Here is a 20,955-nt window from a genome sequence, read left to right as displayed (position 1 = left end):
GTTAGGTAACACAAGCTCCGCGCAGGTGCAACAAGAGCCGGACCGAATAGGGCCCATACGGGACAATTGGAAGCACGTTCAGCCATGCAGGAGCAGGCCTTCCGCAGGGGAAAGCTGCCCATCAATGCATGTCGGGAGGGACGTGGCAAGCAACCGGAGCGCGGTGGCCCTTACGCCGATCGTCTCAGGGCCTTCGCATGACGCTTGGCAATGGCCATGATCTCACGCGCCTTCGACGGATCCTGGGCGCAGAGCTTGTCGCAAATCTGGAGAATCTGTTCGGGCGACAGCGTGATCTGGGAGCGCTGCACGGGCGGCGGGGACGGCAGGCGCTTGCGTTCCTCTTTCGCCTTCTGCCCGAGCGAAAGAAGCTCCTCGCTGAGCGGCCGCTTGAAGTCGAAATCCCGCTCCTTGGTGAAGAACCAGGAAGGATAGCGTGACTGGTTGGTCGTCTCGGTGCGTCCGGTCACATGCAACTGGACGCCCAGCTCGTTTGCAAAGCTGTTGACCGCCCATTTCACCAGCGGCCAGTCGTCATCATAGTCGTCGCCCGCCACGACGCCGCCGACCTTCACCTTCTGGAACCAGTCGACAAAGGACTTGCCGCCCTCTTCGCCGGTATGGGCGTAACCATCGAAATAGATGAAGTCGAAATAATCGTCGTCGAACAGCGCCAGCGCATCGTCGAACGACATACGCAGCAGCTTGTAGTTCTCCGCAATCCCGACATGCTTCAGCGCATGAACATATTCGGCCGTATCATGATGGTCGGCATACAGATCAACACCGTAAAAGGCCTTGAACTTGCCGCTCTCGACCATGCGTCTGGAAAACACCCCACCGGCGACACCCAGCTCGATACCGATATTGTCGCCGCCCTCGAGCGAGCGGATAACGTCATGACGATGGAAATCTTCTTCCACCCGAACCGAGATGTCCGGCACCCTTTCGGCCGCCAGCCTGTTGATCTCCTGAATGCTCATGATGGAGTGCCCCGCTTGCCCGAAATTCAGTCATGCGGCACGCCGTTTTCCGGCCACGCGGTTTCCACCCGACGCATGACCCGAACGGCCGCCACCTCTCGCCGCATTGTTCGGGAACATGATTTCCAACTTCTTAACGGAACGGCGTCCGGCCCACCTGCCGCCCGCTCACAAAAAGCTGTAGGGATCGATATCGATGCTGACGCGCGCAGCATTGGGCACTTTGAAATCGGCAAGCCAGGCATTCATGTAAGCCTGCACATTGACGTTGCGGCCCGCCTTCACGAGGAAACGCAGCCTCGTCCGCCCCCGGAGCAAGGCAATCGGCGCGGGCGCGGGGCCCAGCACGGAAACATGATCGGCGGCAGGCACGCGCCGCGCCATCTCGCGCGCCACACGCTGGGCAAGCCCGCCATCGGTCGAAGACACGACCACCCCGACCAGCCGTCCATAAGGCGGCAGCTCCATACGTTCGCGCATCTCCGCTTCGCGCTCGAGAAACGCGTCCCGGTCGCCGGACACAAGCGCCCGCATCACGCCATGCTCGGGCATATAGGACTGGAGGAGAACGCGGCCCGGCCGCTCCGCGCGGCCCGCGCGCCCCGCCACCTGCTGGAGAAGCTGGAAGGTGCGTTCGCCCGCGCGCAGATCGCCGTTTTCGAGCCCCAGATCGGCATCGACCACGCCCACCAGCGTCAGCCAGGGAAAATGATGTCCCTTCGCCATGACCTGCGTGCCGATAACGATATCGATCTCGCGGTCCTCGATGGCGGAAAACACATCCACATGACTTTGCGGGCCGCGCAGATTGTCGCTCGAAACGAGCGCGACACTCGCTTCCGGAAAGCGCTCGGCCACCTCTTCCGCGATACGCTCCACGCCCGGCCCGCAGGCGACGAGCGCATCTTCCGCCCCGCAGGACGGACAGGCCTTCGGCACCGGCGCCGTATAGCCGCAATGATGACAGCGCAACTCGCGCCGGAACCGGTGTTCGACGAGCCAGGCCGAACAATCCGGACACTGGATGCGATGACCGCAGGTCCGGCAGAGTGTCAGCGGCGCATAGCCCCGGCGATTGAGGAACAGCATGGACTGCTCGCCCGCTTCGAGCGTCGCGACCATTTCCTTCACCAGCACCGGCGAGAGCCAGCGGCCCCGCTCCGGCGGATGGGTGCGCATATCGACGGCGTCGATTCGCGGCAATTGCGCATCGCCATGCCGCCCCGTCAGCACCAGCCTCTCATACCGGCCCTGCTCGGCATTGACGGCGCTTTCCAGCGACGGCGTGGCGGAACTGAGGATCACCGGGAAGCTGCCCAGCGAACCGCGCACGACGCCCATGTCGCGGGCGTGATAGGTCACGCCTTCTTCCTGCTTGAAGGCGCTTTCATGCTCTTCATCGATCACGATGAGGCCGAGATCGGGAAAAGGCAGAAAAAGCGCCGAGCGCGCGCCGATCACCGCCTTCACGCGCCCCTCCGCCACACCGCGCCAGACCCGGCGGCGCTCGCGGGTGGAAAGTTCCGAATGCCATTCCGCCGGGCGGCAGCCGAAGCGCCGCTCGAACCGGTCGAGGAATTGCGAGGTGAGCGCGATTTCGGGCACCAGCACAAGCGCCTGACGGCCCTGCCGCAACACCTCCGCCACGGCCTCGAAATAGACTTCCGTCTTGCCCGAGCCCGTCACCCCGTCGAGCAGCAGCGGCGCGAACCGGCCCTCCCGGACGCGCGTGACGAGACAATTTGCCGCCTCGGCCTGTTCCGGCGACAGCTCGAGACCTTCCGCATCCGGGTCGGGATCCTCGAAGGGGGCATCCGCCGGCAGCTCCACCGGCACCAGCGTCTCCGCCTCGACAAGCCCGCGCACCACCCCGTCCGAAACGCCGGCTTCTTCCGCCAGCTCCCTGACGGTGCGCAGGAACCCGTCGGAAGCGGTTGCGATCACCCGCTCGCGCGCAGACGTCATGCGGGCGGGCCGCCGATCGGTCAATTGATAGGCAATGCGGGTTCGCGCCGGTTCCAGCGCGCCGGGCGCCCTTATGGCCAGCCTGAGGACCGAACCGCGCGGATTGAGCGTGTAGCCCGCCACCCAGTCGATGAAACGGCGCAGCACGGCGGGCATGGGCGGCACATCGTCGATAACCTCCGACACGGGCTTCAGCCGCTTTGCATCGACCTCGCCGCTCGCCTCGCCCCATATCACGCCCAGCACCTCGCGGGGACCAAGCGGCACGACCACGAAGCTGCCCTCCTCCGCCGCCATGCCGGGCGGCAGGTCGTAATCATAAGGGCCGGGCAGCGCCAGCGGGATCAGCACGCTGACGGCGCGGGCCCCTTCATGCGAAGGAGCGGACATGCCTCAATTCAGTAGGGCCGAATGCGAGTCGCGGCAAGGGAGAGCAACACATGACAAAAAAGGCGCCTCCGTTAACCTCTTTGGCAAACGCGCGCTCTTGCGCATGGAGGGCCAACGCGGCACAACAGAAATCCTTTCGCAGACCTTCCGCCAACAGGATCAGACGATGAAATTCTTTGTGGATACGGCCGATATCGACGCCATTCGGGAACTTTCCGAAACCGGGCTTCTGGACGGCGTGACGACCAATCCCTCGCTGATCGCCAAATCGGGCCGCGATTTCATCGACGTGGTGACGGAAATCTGCGGCGTGGTGGAAGGCCCCGTCAGCGCGGAAGTCACCGCGCTCGACGCACCGACCATGATCGAGGAAGGCCGCAAGCTCGCCGCCATCGCCGAAAATATCGCGGTGAAGGTGCCGCTCACCTGGGACGGGCTGAAAGCCTGCAAGGCGCTGACCGATGATGGCCATATGGTCAATGTGACGCTCTGCTTCTCCGCCAACCAGGCGCTGCTGGCCGCCAAGGCCGGCGCCACCTTCATTTCGCCCTTTATCGGCCGCCTCGACGATATGCATCTCGACGGCATGGAACTGATCCAGGACATCCGCACCATCTACGACAATTATCCCGAATTCGGGACGGAGATTCTGGCGGCATCGATTCGCAATCCGAACCATGTGAAAGACGCCGCCCTGGCCGGTGCCGATGTGGCGACCGTTCCCCCCGCAGTGCTCAAAAGCCTTGTGGCACACCCGCTTACGGATAAGGGCCTTGAACAGTTTTTGGCCGATTGGGCAAAGACGGGACAAAAAATTCTTTGATCGGGTAACCTGTCGGTAGGGTTGTGGAGAGATGCTGTCGTCATGAGCCAATACAGCGACCAACCAGAAGCGGAATTGATCGGCGCCTCGACGCTGAACGTGGACGAGGTGAAGACCTATCTGCGTCAGCATCCCGAGCTTCTCGCCAACGATCCCGAACTGATCGAGACCCTTGTGCCGCCGTCCCAGTCGACGGGGCGCAACGTCCTCGACATGCAGCATTTCATGATCGCGCGGCTTCAGCAGCGGATCCGCACACTGCGCGAGATCCAGGCTGAGCTGATCGAAGCCTCCTCGCTGAACAGCCTTGCCCGCGACCAGGTCCATCAGGTTGCGCTGACGCTGCTCGACACGAAAAGCTTCGAGCATCTGATCGAGTTCGTCACCGACGAGAACGGTCTTGCCCGCATGCTCGGTGTGCGCGCCGCCGCGCTCTGCATCGAAACAACGAACGGTGTCGCCGGGATCGGCATTCGCGGCGTCCGCGTGCTGGAGACCGACGGCGTGGACCGCATTCTGGGCGAAGGCTGCATGCACCGTCTCGCGGGCAATGTCACCGGAAGCCGAAGCCTTTACGGCCATCTCGCCGAGGAAGTTCATTCCGAAGCGCTGGTACGCCTCGACTTTTCGCCGGCAACACCGCCCGGCCTGCTCGCGCTTGGCGGCTTCAACCCGGATCAGTTTCACCCCGACCAGGGTACGGACCTGCTTGAGTTCCTCGCCCGCATCGTGGAGCGCTGCGTGCGCCAATGGCTCGACCTGCCGCCGCAATCCTGACCGGCGGCGCCACACCCGCCCTCTCCCCTGACGATGCCGCCAGAGCGATCCCTGCGTCCGAAGACGCGCGGCGCGCCTTGCGCAGCTGGTATGCGCATCTCGCCTCGGAACGGCGCGCAAGCACCGCCACGCTGGCCAATTACCATCGGGACGTGACCCGTTTCTTCGAATTCCTGTGTGAACATCTGGGCGGCACGCCCGGCCTGGCGGAGCTTGAAAACCTGCAAACACGCGACCTGCGCGCCTTTCTCACGAAACGCCGCGATGAAGGCCTGAAACCACGCAGCCTCGCCCGCACGCTCTCAAGCCTGAAATCGCTTTTCCGCTTTCTGGAGCGCGCAGGCATCCTCACCAATACGCCTGTCATGGCGATGCGGGGGCCGAAACTGCCCCATTCGCTGCCCAAGCCCTTAAGCGAAAACGATGCCCGCGCGCTGATCGACGAAGCGCAGGATGCCGGACGCCTGCCCTGGCAGGGCGCGCGCGACACGGCAATCCTGATCCTGCTTTACGGCTGCGGCCTGCGCATCGCCGAGGCGCTGTCGCTGAAACGCGGCGACGTGCCCTTCGCGAGCACGCTGCGCGTCACCGGCAAGGGCAACAAGGAACGCATCGTGCCCCTGCTTCCCGTCGCGCGCGACGCGGTAGACACCTATCTCGCCCTTTGCCCGCATGCGCTGAGCGCGGAAGACCCGCTCTTCGTCGGCACACGCGGCGGCGCACTCGGCCAGCGGCAGGTACGCGCCTCGATCGAGAATTTGAGATTGCGGCTCGGCCTGCCCGACAGCGTGACGCCGCATGCGCTGCGGCACTCCTTTGCCACGCATCTGCTGGCGGCAGGCGGCGATCTGCGCGCCATCCAGGAACTGCTCGGCCATGCGAGCCTTTCCACCACGCAGATCTACACGGAAGTGGAAAGCCAGCGCCTGCTCGACATCTACGACAAGGCGCATCCCAGAGCGAAGGGCTGACGCCCCTCACATGTGAATGGGCGACCCGGTGACGGCAAGCGCGGCTTCCTTCACCGCTTCCGACATGGTGGGATGCGCGAAACAGGTCCGCGCAATGTCTTCCGACGATCCGCCGAACTCCATCGCGATCACGGCTTCCGCGATCATCTCGCCTGCATTGGCGCCGATGATGTGAACGCCCAGCACGCGGTCGGTCTTCTTGTCGGCGATGATCTTCACGAAACCGTCGGTCACCTTGTTCGCCTTGGCGCGACCGTTCGCGGTGAAGGGGAACTTGCCGACATTGTATTCGACGCCGTCGGCCTTCAACTGCTCTTCCGTCTTGCCGACGCTTGCCACTTCCGGCGCGGTATAGACCACGCCCGGAATGGTGTCGTAATTCACATGGCCGCTCTTGCCGGCGAGCATTTCCGCCAGCGCGGAGCCTTCATCCATCGCCTTATGCGCCAGCATCGGTCCGGCGATCGCATCGCCGATGGCATAGATACCGTCGACATTCGTCTTGAAATGGCCGTCGACCTTGACCCGTCCGCGCTCATCGGTCTCGACGCCCGCTTCCTCAAGCCCGAGGCCTTCGGTGTAGGGTACACGGCCGATACAGACGAGCACGGCATCCGCATCGAGCGTCTCGCCGTCGCCGCCCTTCGCCGGTTCCACGCTCACCTTGTAGCCGGAACGCTGCTTGGCCACGCCCGTCACCTTGGTGGCGAGCTTGAAGGTGAAGCCCTGCTTCTTGAGCGTCCGCTGGAAGGTCTTGCAGACCTCGCCATCCATGCCCGGCAGGATCGCATCCATGAATTCGACGACCGTCACCTCCGCGCCGAGACGCGACCAGACGGAGCCGAGTTCGAGGCCGATCACACCGCCGCCGATCACGACGAGCTTGCCCGGCACCTTGGAGAAGGAAAGCGCGCCGGTGGACGACACCACGCCCTTTTCGTCGATCTCGACACCCGGCAGCTTCGCCACGTCGGACCCGGTCGCGATGACGATGTTCTTCGCCTCGACCGTCTGCTTGCCGTCCTTGCCGGCAACCTCGACCTTGCCCGGCGCGACGATCTTGCCCGCGCCCTTCAGCCAGTCGATCTTGTTCTTCTTGAAGAGGAACTCGATGCCCTTGGTATTGCCGTCAATCGCCTCGTCCTTGAAGGCGAGCATCTTTTTCAGGTCGAGCTTCGGCGTGCCGACATTGATGCCCATATCGGCAAACTTGTGGCCGGCTTCCTCGAAAAGCTCGGAGGCATGCAACAGCGCCTTGGACGGAATGCAACCGATATTGAGGCAGGTGCCGCCCAGCGCGTCGCGCTTTTCGACCACACCGACCTTCTGCCCGAGCTGCGCGGCCTTGATCGCGCATTCATAGCCGCCGGGGCCCGCACCGATCACGACAAGATCATACGCATCAGCCATGGTCATTCCTTCTCAAGCTTCTTGCACACTTCTTCCGGCGCTTCCTTGACGAAAATACCGCTGAGATCTCCGCCGCCATCCGACGCCGCAAAGCAGATGACGGTGTGTCCACCGATACCCGATTTCACATAGGCGACCATCTGCGGATTTACCCAGACGGCTTCGCCGGAAGAAACCTCGGTGAACTGGATCATGCGTTCCGCCCTTAAAGGTCCAGCAGCAGGCGCTGCGGGTCTTCCAGACTTTCCTTCACACGCACCAGGAAGGTCACCGCTTCCTTGCCGTCCACGACCCGGTGGTCATAGGAAAGCGCCAGATACATCATCGGACGGATCTTGATCTCGCCATCCACCACCATCGGGCGTTCCTGGATCTTGTGCATGCCGAGAATGCCCGACTGCGGCGCATTCAGGATCGGCGTGGACATGAGCGAACCGTAGACGCCTCCATTGGAGATGGTGAAGGTGCCGCCCTGGAGCTCGTCGAGCTTCAGATCACCGTCGCGCGCGCGGCGTCCGAAATCGTTGATCGTCTTTTCGATACCCGCAATGGTCAGGTCCTGTGCATCGCGGACCACCGGCACGACAAGCCCCTTTTCGGTGCCGACCGCCACGCCGAGATTGTAGTAGTTCTTGTAGATCAGGTCGTCGCCGTCGATCTCGGCATTCACGGCCGGAATTTCCTGCAGCGCATGGATGCAGGCCTTCGCGAAGAAGCCCATGAAACCGAGCCGCACGCCATGCTTCTTCTCGAAGAGATCCTTGTGCGCGCTCCGGAGCGACATGATCGCGGTCATATCCACCTCGTTGAAGGTGGTGAGCATGGCCGCCGTGTTCTGCGCTTCCTTGAGGCGGGAGGCGATGGTTTTCCGCAGCCGCGTCATGCGCACGCGCTCTTCGCGCACGCTCTGATCGGCAGGCGCGGACACGGAAGATGCGTCGGCAGGCTTTGTCGCCTGCTTTGCTTCCGGCTTCTTTTCCGGTTGCTTTGAGGCGCCGCCTTCGGCCGCGCGCATCGCATCTTCCTTGGTGATGCGGCCGCCCGGTCCGGTGCCTTCAATCGCCGAGGCGTCGAGATTGTTTTCATCGACGATGCGGCGAACCGCCGGCGACAGCGCATCCGCACCCGTATCGGCCTTGGCGGAAGCAGCCTCTTCCTTCTTGGGCGCCTCCTTTTTGGGTTCTTCCTTCTTCGGCTCTTCCTTGGCGGCGGCCTTTTTCGGTTCTTCTTTCTTCTCGTCCTTCTTGTCGTCTTTCTTGGGCTGCGCCTTCGCCTCGGAACCGGCCTCGCCCAGCATGCCGAGAAGCGCGCCGACTTCCACCGTCTCGCCATCGGCCACATTGATTTCGGACAGCACACCCGCAGACGGCGCGGGCACTTCCACGCTCACCTTGTCGGTCTCCAGCTCGACCAGCGGCTCATCCACTTCCACGCTGTCGCCGGGCTTTTTGTACCACTGGGCGACGGTGGCTTCGGTGACGGATTCGCCCAGCGTGGGCACGCGAATTTCGGTCGACATCTGACTGCCTTTCTCGGACGGCCGGTTCCGCTTCAACCAGAGAAGCGGCGGGCGGCATCAATCGATCTTGAGCGCTTCTGACAGAAGCTGGTTGAGTTCCTGATTATGTCTGGACATGAGCCCGCTCGCCGTGGAGGCGGATGCCGGACGTCCGGCATATTCCGCACGCCGGTAGCGCGCCCCAACATGGTCGAGCACCCATTCGATGTTCGGCTCCATGAAGGTCCAGGAGCCCATATTCTTGGGCTCTTCCTGACACCACACGATTTCCGCCTGCGGGAAGCGCGACAGTTCCGTAATCAGCGACTTGGCCGGGAACGGATACAGCTGCTCCACACGCAACAGGTAGATATCGTTGATCTCGCGCCGCTCGCGCTCTTCGTAAAGGTCGTAATAGACCTTTCCCGTGCACATCACGACGCGCTTGATTTCCTTGTCGGAGACCAGCTTGATCTTCTGATCCGGCAGCATCTCCGCATCGTCCCACAACACGCGATGGAAGGACGAGCCGGGGCCGAATTCCTCGAGACGCGAAATGCAGCGCTTGTGACGCAGGAGCGATTTCGGCGTCATGACGATGAGCGGCTTGCGGAAGTTGCGGTGCACCTGACGGCGCAGCGCATGGAAATAGTTCATCGGCGTGGTGATGTTCACCACCTGCATATTGTCTTCCGCACACATTTGCAGATAACGCTCCAGACGCGCGGAGGAATGCTCCGGCCCCTGACCTTCATAGCCATGCGGCAGAAGCATCACCAGACCCGACATGCGCAGCCATTTGCGCTCGGCGGACGAGATGAACTGGTCGATCACCACCTGCGCGCCATTGGCGAAATCGCCGAACTGCGCTTCCCAAAGCACAAGCGCATTGGGCTCGGCCAGGCTGTAGCCATATTCGAAACCCAGCACCGCGTTTTCCGACAGCATGGAGTTGACGACTTCATACTCCGCCTGGTTCTCGGAAATATTGTTCAGCGGCACGAAATGATCTTCGTTCTCCTGATCGATCAGCACCGAATGCCGATGCGCGAAAGTGCCGCGCTCGGAGTCCTGACCGACAAGACGCACCTTGATGCCCTCATCCACCAGCGTGCCATAGGCAAGCTGCTCGGCCATGCCCCAGTCGAGCCCTTCGCCGGTTTCGATCATCTTGTTGCGGTGATCGAAGAGACGACCAATGGTCTTGTGGATGTGGAAATCGTCCGGCACGGAGGCGATGCGCTTGCCGACACGCTTGAGCGTCTCGATATCCACCGCGGTGTCGCCGCGCCGCGCTTCGCCCTCGGCCTTGCTGAGACCCGACCAGCGCCCGTCCAGCCAGTCCGCCTTGTTGGGACGGAAGCCGGTGACCGCTTCATATTCCTCGTCGAGCTTGGCGCGGAACGCCTTGCGCCTTTCATCGACTTCTTCCTCGGTCATCAGGCCTTCTTCGACCAGACGCCGGGAATAGATTTCATAGGTCGTCGGATGGTCCTTGATCTTCTTGTACATCAAGGGCTGCGTCATGCTCGGATCGTCGCCTTCGTTATGGCCGAAGCGGCGATAGCAGAACATGTCGAGGACGACGGGCTTGTTGAAACGCTGACGGAACTCGGTCGCAATCTTGGCGGCATGCACCACCGCTTCCGGATCGTCACCGTTCACATGGAAGATCGGCGCGCCCACCATCTTCGCCACATCCGACGGATAGGGCGATGAGCGGCTGTTGATCGGGCTCGTGGTGAATCCGATCTGGTTATTGATAATGATATGGATCGAGCCGCCGGTGCGATGCCCCTTGAGGCCGGAAAGTCCGAGGCACTCCGCCACCACGCCCTGGCCCGCAAAGGCCGCGTCGCCGTGGATGAGCAGCGGGATCACCGTCGTGCGGTCGCGATCGTAAAGCTGGTCCTGCTTGGCGCGTGCCTTGCCGAGCACCACCGGATCGACGATTTCCAGATGCGACGGGTTGGCAGTCAGCGACAGATGCACCTTGTTGCCGTCGAACTCGCGATCCGACGAGGCGCCGAGGTGATACTTCACGTCGCCCGAGCCGTCGATATCTTCCGGCGTCGAGGACCCGCCCTTGAATTCGTGGAAGACCGCGCGATAGGGCTTCGACATCACGCCGGTCAGCACGTTCAGACGGCCGCGATGCGCCATGCCGAACACAACCTCGCGCGCGCCCAGCGCGCCGCCGCGCTTGATGACCTGTTCGAGCGCGGGAATGATCGCCTCCGCACCGTCGAGACCGAAACGCTTGGTGCCCGTGTACTTCACCGCACAGAAGCGTTCGAAGCCTTCCGCCTCGATCAGCTTTTCGAGGATCGCGCTCCGGCCCATTTCAGTGAAGGTGACTTCCTTGTCCGGACCTTCGATGCGCTCCTGGATCCAGGCCTTTTCTTCCGGATCGACGATATGCATGAACTCGACGGCCAGCGTTCCGCAATAGGTCCGCTGCAGAATGTCGAGCATCTCGCGCACGGTCGCCGTTTCCAGCCCCAGCACGTAGTCGATGAAGATCGGCCGGTCCATGTCGTCCGGACCGAAACCATAGGTCTCGGGCTGCAATTCGGGATGCAGCGACTGGGGCCTGAGGTTCAGCGGATCGACATTCGCGTCCAGATGACCGCGGATACGATAGGCGCGGATCATCATGATGGCGCGGATGGAATCGAGCGTGGCCTTGCGCACACTTTCCTCGCTCGTGCCGGCGGGCGCGCGGGCGGCCACTTTCTCGGCGAGCTTTTTCTGTTCGGCGGCGGGCCAGTTGCCGTCCAGCGCGCTCACCAGCTCGCCATTGGCGGAGACAGGCCAGTCGTCGCGCTGCCACGAGGCGCCGCGAACTTCCTTCAGGACGTTCTCGCGCTCATCGTCCAGTTCGTCGAAAAACTGTTTCCATTCCGCATCGACCGACGCCGGGTCGTTCAGGTAACGCGCATAGAGCTCCTCGACGAAGCCGGCATTCGTTCCGTAGAGAAAGGAAGTGCGTTCCAAGCGCGCCCTGGCGCTTTCATTGCTCATGGTCTGGGCCCGTTTCTGTCATGGGGACGGGGAGAACCCGCACCCCAGAAGCAGTCATTTTGCGTGTCCGTTAACCCTAAAATTGTGACACGCGAAGTCTGAACAAGCCATTGATAACGACCCCTATTCGGTCAACAGCTCGTGAGATCGATGCCCGACAGAGACATATTTGTCGGTGTCGGGAGCGGCGGCGGCGCATGAAGCGCCGCCGCCTAATTCGTCGGACGGGCTCCGCCTTGCGGCAGAACTCAGCCCTTGAGGACCTCGACCAGCGTCTTGCCGAGGCGCGCCGGCGAGGGCGAGACCTTGATGCCGGCCGCTTCCATGGCGGCGATCTTGTCTTCGGCACCGCCCTTGCCGCCGGAAATCACGGCACCGGCATGGCCCATGGTGCGTCCGGGAGGCGCGGTACGGCCCGCGATGAAACCGGCCATCGGCTTCTTGCGGCCCTTCTTGGCCTGTTCGATCAGCCAGGCAGAGGCGTCTTCCTCGGCCGAACCGCCGATCTCGCCGATCATGATGATGGATTCCGTTTCCGGGTCGTCCAGGAACATATCCAGCATGTCGATGAATTCGGTGCCCTTGACCGGATCGCCGCCGATGCCGACCGCGGTCGACTGGCCGAGACCCTCATTGGTGGTCTGGAAGACCGCCTCATAGGTCAGCGTGCCCGACCGCGACAGGATGCCGACGGAGCCCTTCTTGAAGATCGAACCCGGCATGATGCCGATCTTGCACTCGTCCGGCGTCAGAACGCCGGGGCAATTCGGACCGATCAGACGCGAATTGGAGGCGTCGAGCCTCGCCTTCACCTTGACCATGTCCTGCACCGGAATGCCTTCGGTGATGCAGACGATGAGCGGGATTTCCGCCTCGATCGCCTCGATGATCGCAGCACCTGCGCCCGCCGGCGGCACATAGACCACGGAGGCGTTGGCGCCGGTGGCCTTTTTGCCCTCGGCGACGGTCGCGAAAATCGGCAGCTTCTCGCCGTTCGCGCCTTCCCAGGTCTCTCCACCCTTCTTCGGATGAATACCGCCGACCATCTTGGTGCCGTGATAGGCCAGCGCCTGCTCGGTGTGGAAGGTGCCGGTCTTGCCGGTCAGGCCCTGAACGAGAACCTTGGTGTCTTTGTTGATCAGAATGGACATCTATCAGGCTCCCTTCACGGCGGCGACGATCTTCTGCGCCGCGTCGTCGAGATCATCGGCGGCGATCACGTTGAGGCCGCTCTCATTGATGATTTTCTTGCCAAGTTCGACATTGGTGCCTTCGAGCCGAACGACAAGGGGAACCCTGAGCCCGACTTCCTTGACGGCCGCGACCACGCCCTCGGCGATGACGTCGCATTTCATGATGCCGCCGAAGATGTTGACGAGGATGCCTTCGACCGCGGGGTCCGCGGTGATGATCTTGAAGGCCGCCGTCACCTTCTCCGTGGTGGCGCCGCCACCGACATCGAGGAAGTTGGCAGGCTCGGCGCCGTAGAGCTTGATGATGTCCATCGTCGCCATGGCAAGACCGGCGCCGTTGACCATGCAGCCGATATTGCCGTCGAGTGCGACATAGGCGAGGTCGTATTTCGACGCCTCGATTTCCTTCTCGTCCTCTTCGGACTTGTCGCGCAGCGCCACGATGTCGTCATGACGGAACAGCGCATTGCCGTCGAAGGAGACCTTGGCGTCGAGAACGCGAAGGCGTCCGTTCGTCATGACGATGAGCGGGTTGATCTCCAGAAGGCTCATGTCCTTTTCGACATAGGCCTTGTAGAGGATCGGGAAGAGCTTCTTGCCGTCTTCCGCCGCTTCGCCGTCGAGCTTGAGCGCTTCGCAGAGCTTCTTCGCATCGGCGTCGGTCACGCCGGCGGTCGGATCGATCGGCAGGGTGAGGATCTTCTCCGGCGTTTCCTCGGCAACGGCTTCGATGTCCATGCCGCCCTCGGTCGACACCACGAAGGCATTCTGGCCAACGGTGCGATCAACGAGGATGGAGAGGTAAAGCTCGCGGTCGATATCCGCACCGTCCTCGATATAGAGGCGGTTGACCTGCTTGCCGGCCTCGCCGGTCTGCTTGGTCACCAGCGTATGGCCGAGCATTTCATTGGCGAAGGCAACGACTTCGTCGACGGTCTTGGCAAGACGAACGCCGCCCTTGGCGTCCGGGCCGAGTTCCTTGAACTTGCCCTTGCCGCGGCCGCCGGCGTGAATCTGGCTCTTGACCACATAGAGCGGACCGGGAAGCTGCTCCGCCGCCGCCTTGGCTTCTTCAGCCTTGAAAATCGGCACGCCCTCGGCGACCGGCGCGCCGTACCCCTTCAGAAGGGCCTTGGCCTGATATTCGTGAATGTTCATGGAAAGCCTGTCCAGCTTGGACCGGCGGGAGGGACCCCTCGCCGGGAGTGGGTTGCACGTGAAGCAATGAATCCGGCTTCACGAAATGCTTTGTCATTGACTTATAGCACCGGCATATGACAGCGCAACCGGAAGCACGCGGATTTCCAGCCTTTTTGAAGCCGGAAATCCGCTGGAAACCCGCATAAAAACTGACGGGGGAGTCATCTCCCCACCGCGAGGCGGAGAGACGCTGCGTTAGAAGAGGGAAGACGTCTCGATCGCACTGGAATTGCCCGGGAGCGTTACCAGCATTCCGTCATGGCCGATCTCCGTCTCCCCATCCCCCCTCGCAGCGGAGACCCCGCGCAGGAACATATGTTCTGCCAGCGCATTCGGCAGGGGCGGAACCACATGGGAGAAGACCAAAAGCTTCACATGGGCGGCATGGGCCGTCTCGGCCGCTTCGACCGGCGAGGTATGGTAGTCGAGCGTGTCATGCGCCATGTCAGCCAGCCGCGAATTTCCCCGCGCCCTCAACTGGTCGATGATGAGCGAGACCATCCTGTGATTGAGCCCTTCATGGACCAGGAGGTCGGCATTCTTTGCAAAGCGCTGGACGCTCTCGACTTTTTTCGTATCGCCGCTCAGGACGGCTACCCGCCCCTTATATTCGATCCGGTAGCCATAGGCCGGCTCGACCGGGTGATGATCGACCAGGAAGGCCGAAATCTTCAGCCCGTCGCCATCAAAGACGGTCACGAGTTCATCTTTGGCCGGTGTCGGGATTTCATGCGCAACCATGTCCGCGCCATTGGGGATCAGATGATCCGCGCCATGGTGAAGGATGCGGTAGGCATCATCCGCGTCATAGACCGCTGCGAACCCCTTCACGACATCCGCCGTGCCCGAAGTGCCAAATTCATGCCCGCTGGAATCCGCATCGGGCGCAGGGGCCGGAAGCGCGCTGGGGCCGAATATGTTGAGCGGCACGTCGCGTCCTGCGATCCAGCTCTGCACGGCGAATTCGCCGAGATCGCCGATATGGTCGGAATGGAGATGGGTCAGCAGGATCGTATCGATGTATTTCCCGGGGAGCCTCGCCCGGGCGATATTCCGCCAGGAACCGGGCCCGGTATCGACGATGACGATATGTCCGCCTGCGATGATGGCGGCGCAGGCATTGGCACGGTTCGGATCCGGCATGGGCGATCCGGTGCCGCACAGATAGATATGCAGCGCCCCGTCGCTCAGCAGCGCATCCACGCTCGTATCGGCCAAGCGCGAGCCTATGACCCTGCTCATGATCCTGTCCTGAAGCCCGGTCGAGTTCCACAAAACCGCCCAGGCAAGCCCCCCGGCAAGAACGACAACCCCGGCGAGGCCCGCCAGCGCAATCCCGGTCTTTCGCCCCATTCCGCATCCTCCCGAAAAGCCATGAATTAATGACTATCATTAAAATAGGGCGGGAGAGAGGATACGGCAAGAGCAAAAGAAAAAGGGCGGCCCTTGGGGGCCGCCCTGAGTTCGTCCGAAACGCAGAAAGGGCTTACTTGCCCTTGGCGACTTCCGGATTGATCTTCTTGCAGGCATCCACGAGCCCCTGAACCGAGTCGACCGACTTCTGGAACTGGGCCTTTTCGTCCGCATTCATTTCGATTTCGACGATGCGCTCGATGCCGCCCTCGCCGATCACGGTCGGCACACCGACATACATGTCCTTCACGCCGTACTGGCCATCGAGATAGGCCGCGCAAGGCACAACGCGCTTCTTATCCTTCAGATAGGCCTCGGCCATCGAGATGGCGGAGGAGGCGGGCGCATAGAAGGCGGAGCCGGTCTTCAGCAGACCGACGATCTCCGCGCCGCCGTCGCGCGTGCGCTGGATGATCTGGTCGAGCTTCTCCTGCGTGGTCCAGCCCATCTTGACGAGATCGGGAAGCGGGATACCGGCAACGGTGGAGTAGCGCGGCAGCGGCACCATCGTGTCGCCATGGCCGCCCAGCACGAAGGCCGTCACGTCTTCCACGGAGACGTTGAACTCTTCGGCAAGGAAATAGCGGAAGCGCGCGCTGTCGAGCACGCCCGCCATGCCCACGACCTTGTTGTGCGGCAGGCCGGAGAACTGGCGCAGCGCCCAGACCATCGCGTCGAGCGGGTTGGTGATGCAGATCACAAAGGCGTTCGGCGCATTCTTGGCGATGCCCTGACCGACCTGCTCCATCACCTTCAGATTGATGCCGAGCAGATCGTCGCGGCTCATGCCGGGCTTGCGCGGCACGCCGGCAGTGACGATCACCACATCGGCGTCCTTGATGTCTTCATAGCTGTTGGTGCCGGACATCGCCGCGTCGAACCCTTCGACGGGCGAAGCTTCGGCCAGGTCCAGCGCCTTGCCCTGGGGCAGGCCTTCCGCAATGTCGAACACGACGACGTCGCCAAGTTCCTTCAGGCCCGAGAGAAGGGCGAGCGTGCCACCGATCTGGCCGCCGCCGATAAGAGCGATCTTGTTACGCGCCATGTTGATGCCTCCGGAGATGCTGCCGGGAGGGAATGTCCTGAAGACGGACGGGCCCGGCGGTCTAAGTGGGAAATTCTGGCAGCCTACTAGCCTGAATCCGCCCTTTCCGCAACGCATCAAGCAGAAAACGCGCTTTTACGGGACATTAAGAGCACGGAACGATACTTGCAGCGGACATGAGCACCGTCCCCCGAACGAACAGGTTGCCGTCTTGCCGCCCATTAACCACATCCATGATCGCAGATTGACTCTGTCTCAAAATGGGGCGCAAACTTTCGGCTGCGTGGGGGCGCATCCTTTGAAGCTGAAACACGCCGTGTTTCAACGGGTTGGATGCAATGCGGCCAGCGCCCGAACGGGCAGCCGGGCCGCGGCCGTTTCGAGGTCGCAGGGGGCGGTCTCCACATCACGCAAGTGGGGGGCGTGACATGGCCGGGCAATTCGAGAACAGGTTTTCAGCACTGATATCCGGCAGGAAACTGCTCCGGCTGGGCGCAATCGCCGCTCTCTCGGTCACGCTTTCCGGCTGCGCCGCGCCACTGATCGGCGCGGTCACGATCGGACAGGCCTGGAGCATCGCCGGCCTCGTCTCCACCGTCTTTACAGGCCGCGACCTCACCGAACATGCGCTGTCGGAAGTGACCGGCAAGGACTGCCGCATCCTGGAATCCCTGCTCAACGACACCCGCGATTTCTGCGAGACGCCGGGCACCATTGCCACGCAGGACGATTTTCATGGCGTGATTGCGCTGCTGGAAGGCGCCGACAAGGACAATGAAGGTGAGCCGGTTCAGGTCGCCTCCGCCGCGGATCTCGACCCGCAGCTTCTGGGCTTCATGCCGGTGAACCGCGACGCCGCCAGGGCGTTCTCGCTGGAGATCGCCCGCGACGCCCGCTCCGAGGACCAGTCGCTGTCCTTCGGCATGCTCTCCGCGAGCTTCGGCCAGTCCTTCTCCTATGAGCTTCGCTATGACGGCAAGCGCGTGGCGGAGGCCGACACGCCGCTGAACGAATACGGCCTGCGCGTCGGCGGCCGCTGATTTCTCCCCTTTTTTCGCTGTTTTGCTGCGCCGGGTAAATTCGGTCTTGAATTTAGATATATCTAAACATATCTTCTTTTTCGATATATCTAAACTGTATCGGAGAATATCTAATGCGTAACAGAAAAATGTTCGGCCATGCCCACAGGCATCGGCACGGAAGAGGCCCGGGCGACGGCTTCGAGGGCTTCGAGGAAATGGGCGGCGGACGCGGCTGGGACCGACGGCACAGGCGGCGCCGGGGCCGGATTTTCGAACAGGGTGATCTGCGCTTCCTGATCCTCGGCCTCATCGCGGAAAAGCCGCGCCATGGCTATGAGATCATCAAGGCCATCGAAGAGGAAACGGGCGGCGCCTATACCCCGAGCCCGGGCGTGATTTACCCCACCCTCACCCTGCTGGAAGAGATGGGCCAGATCGCGGCGACCGAAGGCGACGGCAATCGCAAACAATTCGCCATCACGGCGGAGGGCGAAGCCTATCTCGCCGAAAACCGCACGGCCGCCGAGGCGGTGAAAGCGCGGATGCGCGAAGTCGCGTCCGAACAGGCCGACCGGCCCGCGCCGGAAATCCAGCGCGCCATCGAGAATTTGCGCAACGTCCTCTACATGCGCGGGGAACGCGGCCCCATCGACCGCGACGAAGCCAAGCGCATCGCCGAAACGCTCGACCGCGCCGCGCGCGACATCGAGAACGGCTGACCGGACAAAGCCAAAAGGAGGCGCTTGGCGACCCCGTCGAAAGCTCCCATCTCCATCGGCGAGAGCGTGACGATGGCATGCAAGAAATGAAACCGGCGGCCTGACGCTCTATAGCCGTCAGATGTCTTCGCGGAGCGCCAGATATTCCGTGCTCTGCATTTCCATCAGGCGCGAGACGGTGCGCTCGAACTCGAACGCGCCGTCACCCTTCGGGTAAAGGTCGTCGGGCTCTGCCTCGGCAGACATGAAGAGCCGTGTCTTCGCCTCGTAAAGCTCATCGATCAGCGTGACGAAACGCTTCGCCTCGTTGCGCTTGTCCGGCGTCAGCTTCGGTACATCGCGCAATATGACCGTGTGGAAAGTTTCCGCGATCTTGATGTAGTCGGACGCACCCAACGCCTTGGCGCAAAGGTCGTTGAAATGAAACCGCGCCACGCCATGCGCCGCTTCCGGCACGGAGACGGCGCGCGCCTTGACCTCCAGCACCATGGGATCGCCTTGCTTGCGGTCCGTCAGTTTCTCGAAGGCCTCCGCCAGCGCGGCATCGGCGCGCGCATCCAGCGGCGCATAATAGACCGGCATGCCCTTGATGCGGTCCATGCGGTAATCGGTATCGGAATCGAGTTTCAGCACGTCCATGCGCTGCTTCACGAGATCGATGAAGGGCAGAAAGCGGTGCCGGTTGAGGCCGTTCTTGTAAAGCTCGTCCGGTTCGCGATTGGAGGTCGCGACGACGACCACGCCGAGATCGAAAAGCTGCGTGAAGAGCCGGCCGAGGATCGAGGCGTCGGCAATGTCATGCACCTGGAACTCGTCGAAACAGAGAAGCGCCGCCTCATCCGCGATCTGTTTCGCGACGGGCGGAATCGGATCGCTCCCCTTCACCTTCCCTTCCTTTTCGAGCTGGCGCCATTTGAAGATGCGGTCATGCGTTTCCGCCATGAAGGCATGGAAATGGATACGCCGCTTGGGCGCGATCTGCGCATGCTCATAGAAAAGGTCCATCAGCATGGACTTGCCGCGCCCGACCGCGCCCCAGATATAGAGCCCCTCCGGCGAGGTGACGGGCTTGCCGATACCGATGAAGGAAAGCGGCCCGGCCTTCTTGCCCGGCGTCCAGTTTTTCAATTCATTGGCCAGATGCTGCAGGCGCTGCGCGACATATGCCTGCGCGCGGTCTTCGGTGAGCTCCCCCGCCGCGACCAGTTGCTTGTAAGCCTTGAGGGGACCTGAACTCATGAAATCTCGTCAGAACTGGAACATTGAGTGAACAAAAAGAATCGGCCAATATCGGGCCCGCCAATCGGGAGCCCGATCAATGCCGCCTCTCCTTAAACTCGCCGACCGCTTCGAACAAGCATCCCAAAACTATGCGTCCTCCAACGGCATCGCGCGCGACGAGGACTGGTTCGTCCTGAAAATGCAGGAGGAGCTGGGCGAACTCACCCAGGTCTGGATGAAACTGACGGCGCGCGGGAGACGGCGCGGTCTCGACGATACCGCATTGCGGGAAGAATTGGCCAATGAAACGGCGGACCTGCTCGGCCATATCCTGCTGTTCGCCCGGCGCAACGATATCGACCTACCGGCCGCCATCGCCCGCAAGTGGCGGTTCGATCCGCTCGCGGACGACATCGCCTGACGCCTGAACCTCGCCGTCGCCGGCAGCCGCCCAGAGCTTCATCCACCCGCCAAGCGCGGCGCGGTCCTCCGCGCTCACCTCGATCAGGAAGAGATCGCGCAAGGCCGCAACAAGCTCGTCGACATCGCCAAGCCGCCGCGTCTCGGGCTCCCCTCCCAGCGGCCTTACCGTCAGCCGGTCGTTCATCAGCGCATAACGCACGCCCTCATCCGGACGGCAGACAACGAGATGATTGGTGAAGAGCGAGCGCGGATGGGTGGAGGTGTACCAGTTGGCCGCCTCGTAATCGACCGACGCCTGCGGCTCCATCGTGAAGCGATAAAGCGGCGTCCAGTCCTCGCCGAGCAGCGCCTGCATCTCATAGCTGTCGTCCCGGGTCGCAAGCCGGAAGGGCTCCAGCGGTGTTTCCTGCGCTTCGTCGCCGACAAACCGCAACGGCACGGGCAGCGTCGCTGCGCCGAAGCCCGTATCGGCGATATGAGGCCCCTCGTCGGTTTCGACCTTCAAAATCATATGACTGCGCGGCGTGGCATCTTCCGGTGGCGTCATCCAGCGCACCCGTGCAATGAGGCCCGTTACCTTGAAGCCCAGCGCACGGAGCGCCTCGGCCAGCAGCGCATTATGCTCGAAGCAATAGCCGCCCCGCATCGCACCAACGAGTTTGCCGTTGCGCGACGGCGGGTCGAGCGGCACATGCCGCCTCAGAAGCGCATCGAGATTTTCGAAGGGGATACGCGTCGCCTGCGCCCAGTGGAGCGCCCGCAGCGTCTCCACAGACGCATCGCGCGGACCGGCATAACCGATCCGCGCGAAGTAAGCATCGAGATTGAAACCGTCCGGCTGCATGAGCGTCCCTTCAAGGAAGATTCAACGCAGCTTA

The 20,955-nt window shown here is 62.4% G+C and carries 18 protein-coding genes; 6 read left to right on the top strand and 12 right to left on the bottom strand.

Annotated features, from left to right (window positions below; genetic code table 11):
* Positions 1–170: 170 nt before the first annotated feature.
* Both ACSSVQ_RS11770 and ACSSVQ_RS11765 read right to left on the bottom strand, forming a co-directional pair.
* Positions 171–983, bottom strand: a complete 813-nt coding sequence (locus ACSSVQ_RS11770) for a class I SAM-dependent methyltransferase (protein WP_454183280.1) — start codon at positions 981–983, stop codon at positions 171–173.
* 168 nt (positions 984–1,151) lie between these two features.
* Entirely contained in the window at positions 1,152–3,338 is a 2,187-nt protein-coding gene (locus ACSSVQ_RS11765; RefSeq protein ID WP_454183278.1) for a primosomal protein N', read from the bottom strand.
* A gap of 166 nt (positions 3,339–3,504) precedes the next feature.
* Between ACSSVQ_RS11765 and fsa the strand changes: the two genes are divergently transcribed.
* The 3 genes from fsa to ACSSVQ_RS11750 are packed head-to-tail and all read left to right on the top strand — an operon-like array spanning position 3,505 to position 5,909.
* A complete protein-coding gene (gene fsa, locus ACSSVQ_RS11760) occupies positions 3,505–4,161 on the top strand; it encodes a fructose-6-phosphate aldolase (protein WP_454183276.1) in 657 nt (218 codons plus the stop codon).
* A gap of 42 nt (positions 4,162–4,203) precedes the next feature.
* The gene (locus ACSSVQ_RS11755; RefSeq protein WP_454183274.1) at positions 4,204–4,938 is read left to right on the top strand and encodes a DUF484 family protein; all 735 of its coding nucleotides are present in this window, start codon (positions 4,204–4,206) and stop codon (positions 4,936–4,938) included.
* Positions 4,911–5,909 (top strand): tyrosine recombinase XerC, encoded by a 999-nt coding sequence (locus tag ACSSVQ_RS11750; RefSeq protein WP_454183272.1) that lies wholly within the window; start codon positions 4,911–4,913, stop codon positions 5,907–5,909. Before ACSSVQ_RS11755 ends, ACSSVQ_RS11750 begins: the two co-directional genes overlap by 28 nt.
* A gap of 6 nt (positions 5,910–5,915) precedes the next feature.
* Here ACSSVQ_RS11750 and lpdA read toward each other — a convergent pair whose 3' ends face one another.
* From lpdA to mdh, 8 genes are all read right to left on the bottom strand, one after another.
* Positions 5,916–7,319: a dihydrolipoyl dehydrogenase gene (gene lpdA / locus ACSSVQ_RS11745; protein WP_454183271.1), complete on the bottom strand. Its 1,404-nt coding sequence runs from the start codon at positions 7,317–7,319 to the stop codon at positions 5,916–5,918.
* A 2-nt stretch (positions 7,320–7,321) separates the two neighbouring features.
* On the bottom strand, positions 7,322–7,513 hold the full coding sequence (locus tag ACSSVQ_RS11740; RefSeq protein ID WP_293328147.1) for a hypothetical protein: 192 nt from the start codon (positions 7,511–7,513) through the stop codon (positions 7,322–7,324).
* Between the two features lie 11 nt (positions 7,514–7,524).
* Entirely contained in the window at positions 7,525–8,838 is a 1,314-nt protein-coding gene (gene odhB / locus ACSSVQ_RS11735; protein WP_454183269.1) for a 2-oxoglutarate dehydrogenase complex dihydrolipoyllysine-residue succinyltransferase, read from the bottom strand.
* Between the two features lie 57 nt (positions 8,839–8,895).
* On the bottom strand, positions 8,896–11,841 hold the full coding sequence (locus ACSSVQ_RS11730; RefSeq protein ID WP_339614204.1) for a 2-oxoglutarate dehydrogenase E1 component: 2,946 nt from the start codon (positions 11,839–11,841) through the stop codon (positions 8,896–8,898).
* Positions 11,842–12,089: 248 nt separating this feature from the next.
* Entirely contained in the window at positions 12,090–12,992 is a 903-nt protein-coding gene (gene sucD, locus ACSSVQ_RS11725) for a succinate--CoA ligase subunit alpha (RefSeq protein ID WP_339614205.1), read from the bottom strand.
* 3 nt (positions 12,993–12,995) lie between these two features.
* Positions 12,996–14,192 carry an ADP-forming succinate--CoA ligase subunit beta gene (gene sucC / locus ACSSVQ_RS11720; protein ID WP_339614206.1) on the bottom strand — a complete coding sequence of 399 codons (1,197 nt, stop codon included), beginning with the start codon at positions 14,190–14,192 and terminating at the stop codon, positions 12,996–12,998.
* A 237-nt stretch (positions 14,193–14,429) separates the two neighbouring features.
* Positions 14,430–15,587: an MBL fold metallo-hydrolase gene (locus ACSSVQ_RS11715; RefSeq protein WP_454183266.1), complete on the bottom strand. Its 1,158-nt coding sequence runs from the start codon at positions 15,585–15,587 to the stop codon at positions 14,430–14,432.
* Positions 15,588–15,720: 133 nt separating this feature from the next.
* Positions 15,721–16,692: a malate dehydrogenase gene (gene mdh, locus ACSSVQ_RS11710; RefSeq protein WP_454183264.1), complete on the bottom strand. Its 972-nt coding sequence runs from the start codon at positions 16,690–16,692 to the stop codon at positions 15,721–15,723.
* A 428-nt stretch (positions 16,693–17,120) separates the two neighbouring features.
* Here mdh and ACSSVQ_RS11705 point away from each other — a divergent pair, with 428 nt between their 5' ends.
* Together ACSSVQ_RS11705 and ACSSVQ_RS11700 are read left to right on the top strand one after the other, a co-directional pair.
* Complete coding sequence (locus tag ACSSVQ_RS11705) at positions 17,121–17,732, top strand: hypothetical protein (RefSeq protein ID WP_454183262.1); 612 nt, start codon at positions 17,121–17,123, stop codon at positions 17,730–17,732.
* Between the two features lie 113 nt (positions 17,733–17,845).
* Positions 17,846–18,433 carry a PadR family transcriptional regulator gene (locus tag ACSSVQ_RS11700; protein ID WP_454183260.1) on the top strand — a complete coding sequence of 196 codons (588 nt, stop codon included), beginning with the start codon at positions 17,846–17,848 and terminating at the stop codon, positions 18,431–18,433.
* Between the two features lie 117 nt (positions 18,434–18,550).
* On the opposite strand, the gene zapE is transcribed toward ACSSVQ_RS11700, so the two are convergent.
* The gene (gene zapE / locus ACSSVQ_RS11695) at positions 18,551–19,672 is read right to left on the bottom strand and encodes a cell division protein ZapE (RefSeq protein ID WP_454183258.1); all 1,122 of its coding nucleotides are present in this window, start codon (positions 19,670–19,672) and stop codon (positions 18,551–18,553) included.
* 79 nt (positions 19,673–19,751) lie between these two features.
* Between zapE and ACSSVQ_RS11690 the strand changes: the two genes are divergently transcribed.
* Positions 19,752–20,075, top strand: coding sequence for a nucleoside triphosphate pyrophosphohydrolase family protein (locus ACSSVQ_RS11690; RefSeq protein WP_293329067.1), 324 nt, complete (start codon positions 19,752–19,754; stop codon positions 20,073–20,075).
* Here the strand turns inward: ACSSVQ_RS11690 and ACSSVQ_RS11685 are convergent.
* Complete coding sequence (locus ACSSVQ_RS11685; protein WP_454183256.1) at positions 20,016–20,921, bottom strand: arylamine N-acetyltransferase family protein; 906 nt, start codon at positions 20,919–20,921, stop codon at positions 20,016–20,018. The two genes, ACSSVQ_RS11690 and ACSSVQ_RS11685, sit on opposite strands and share 60 nt — an antisense overlap.
* Positions 20,922–20,955 lie beyond the last annotated feature (34 nt).

The organism is Parvibaculum sp. MBR-TMA-1.3b-4.2, assembly GCF_053628815.1.
Note: the sequence above shows the minus strand (reverse complement) of the source record. Positions and strands in the feature narration are given on the sequence as shown.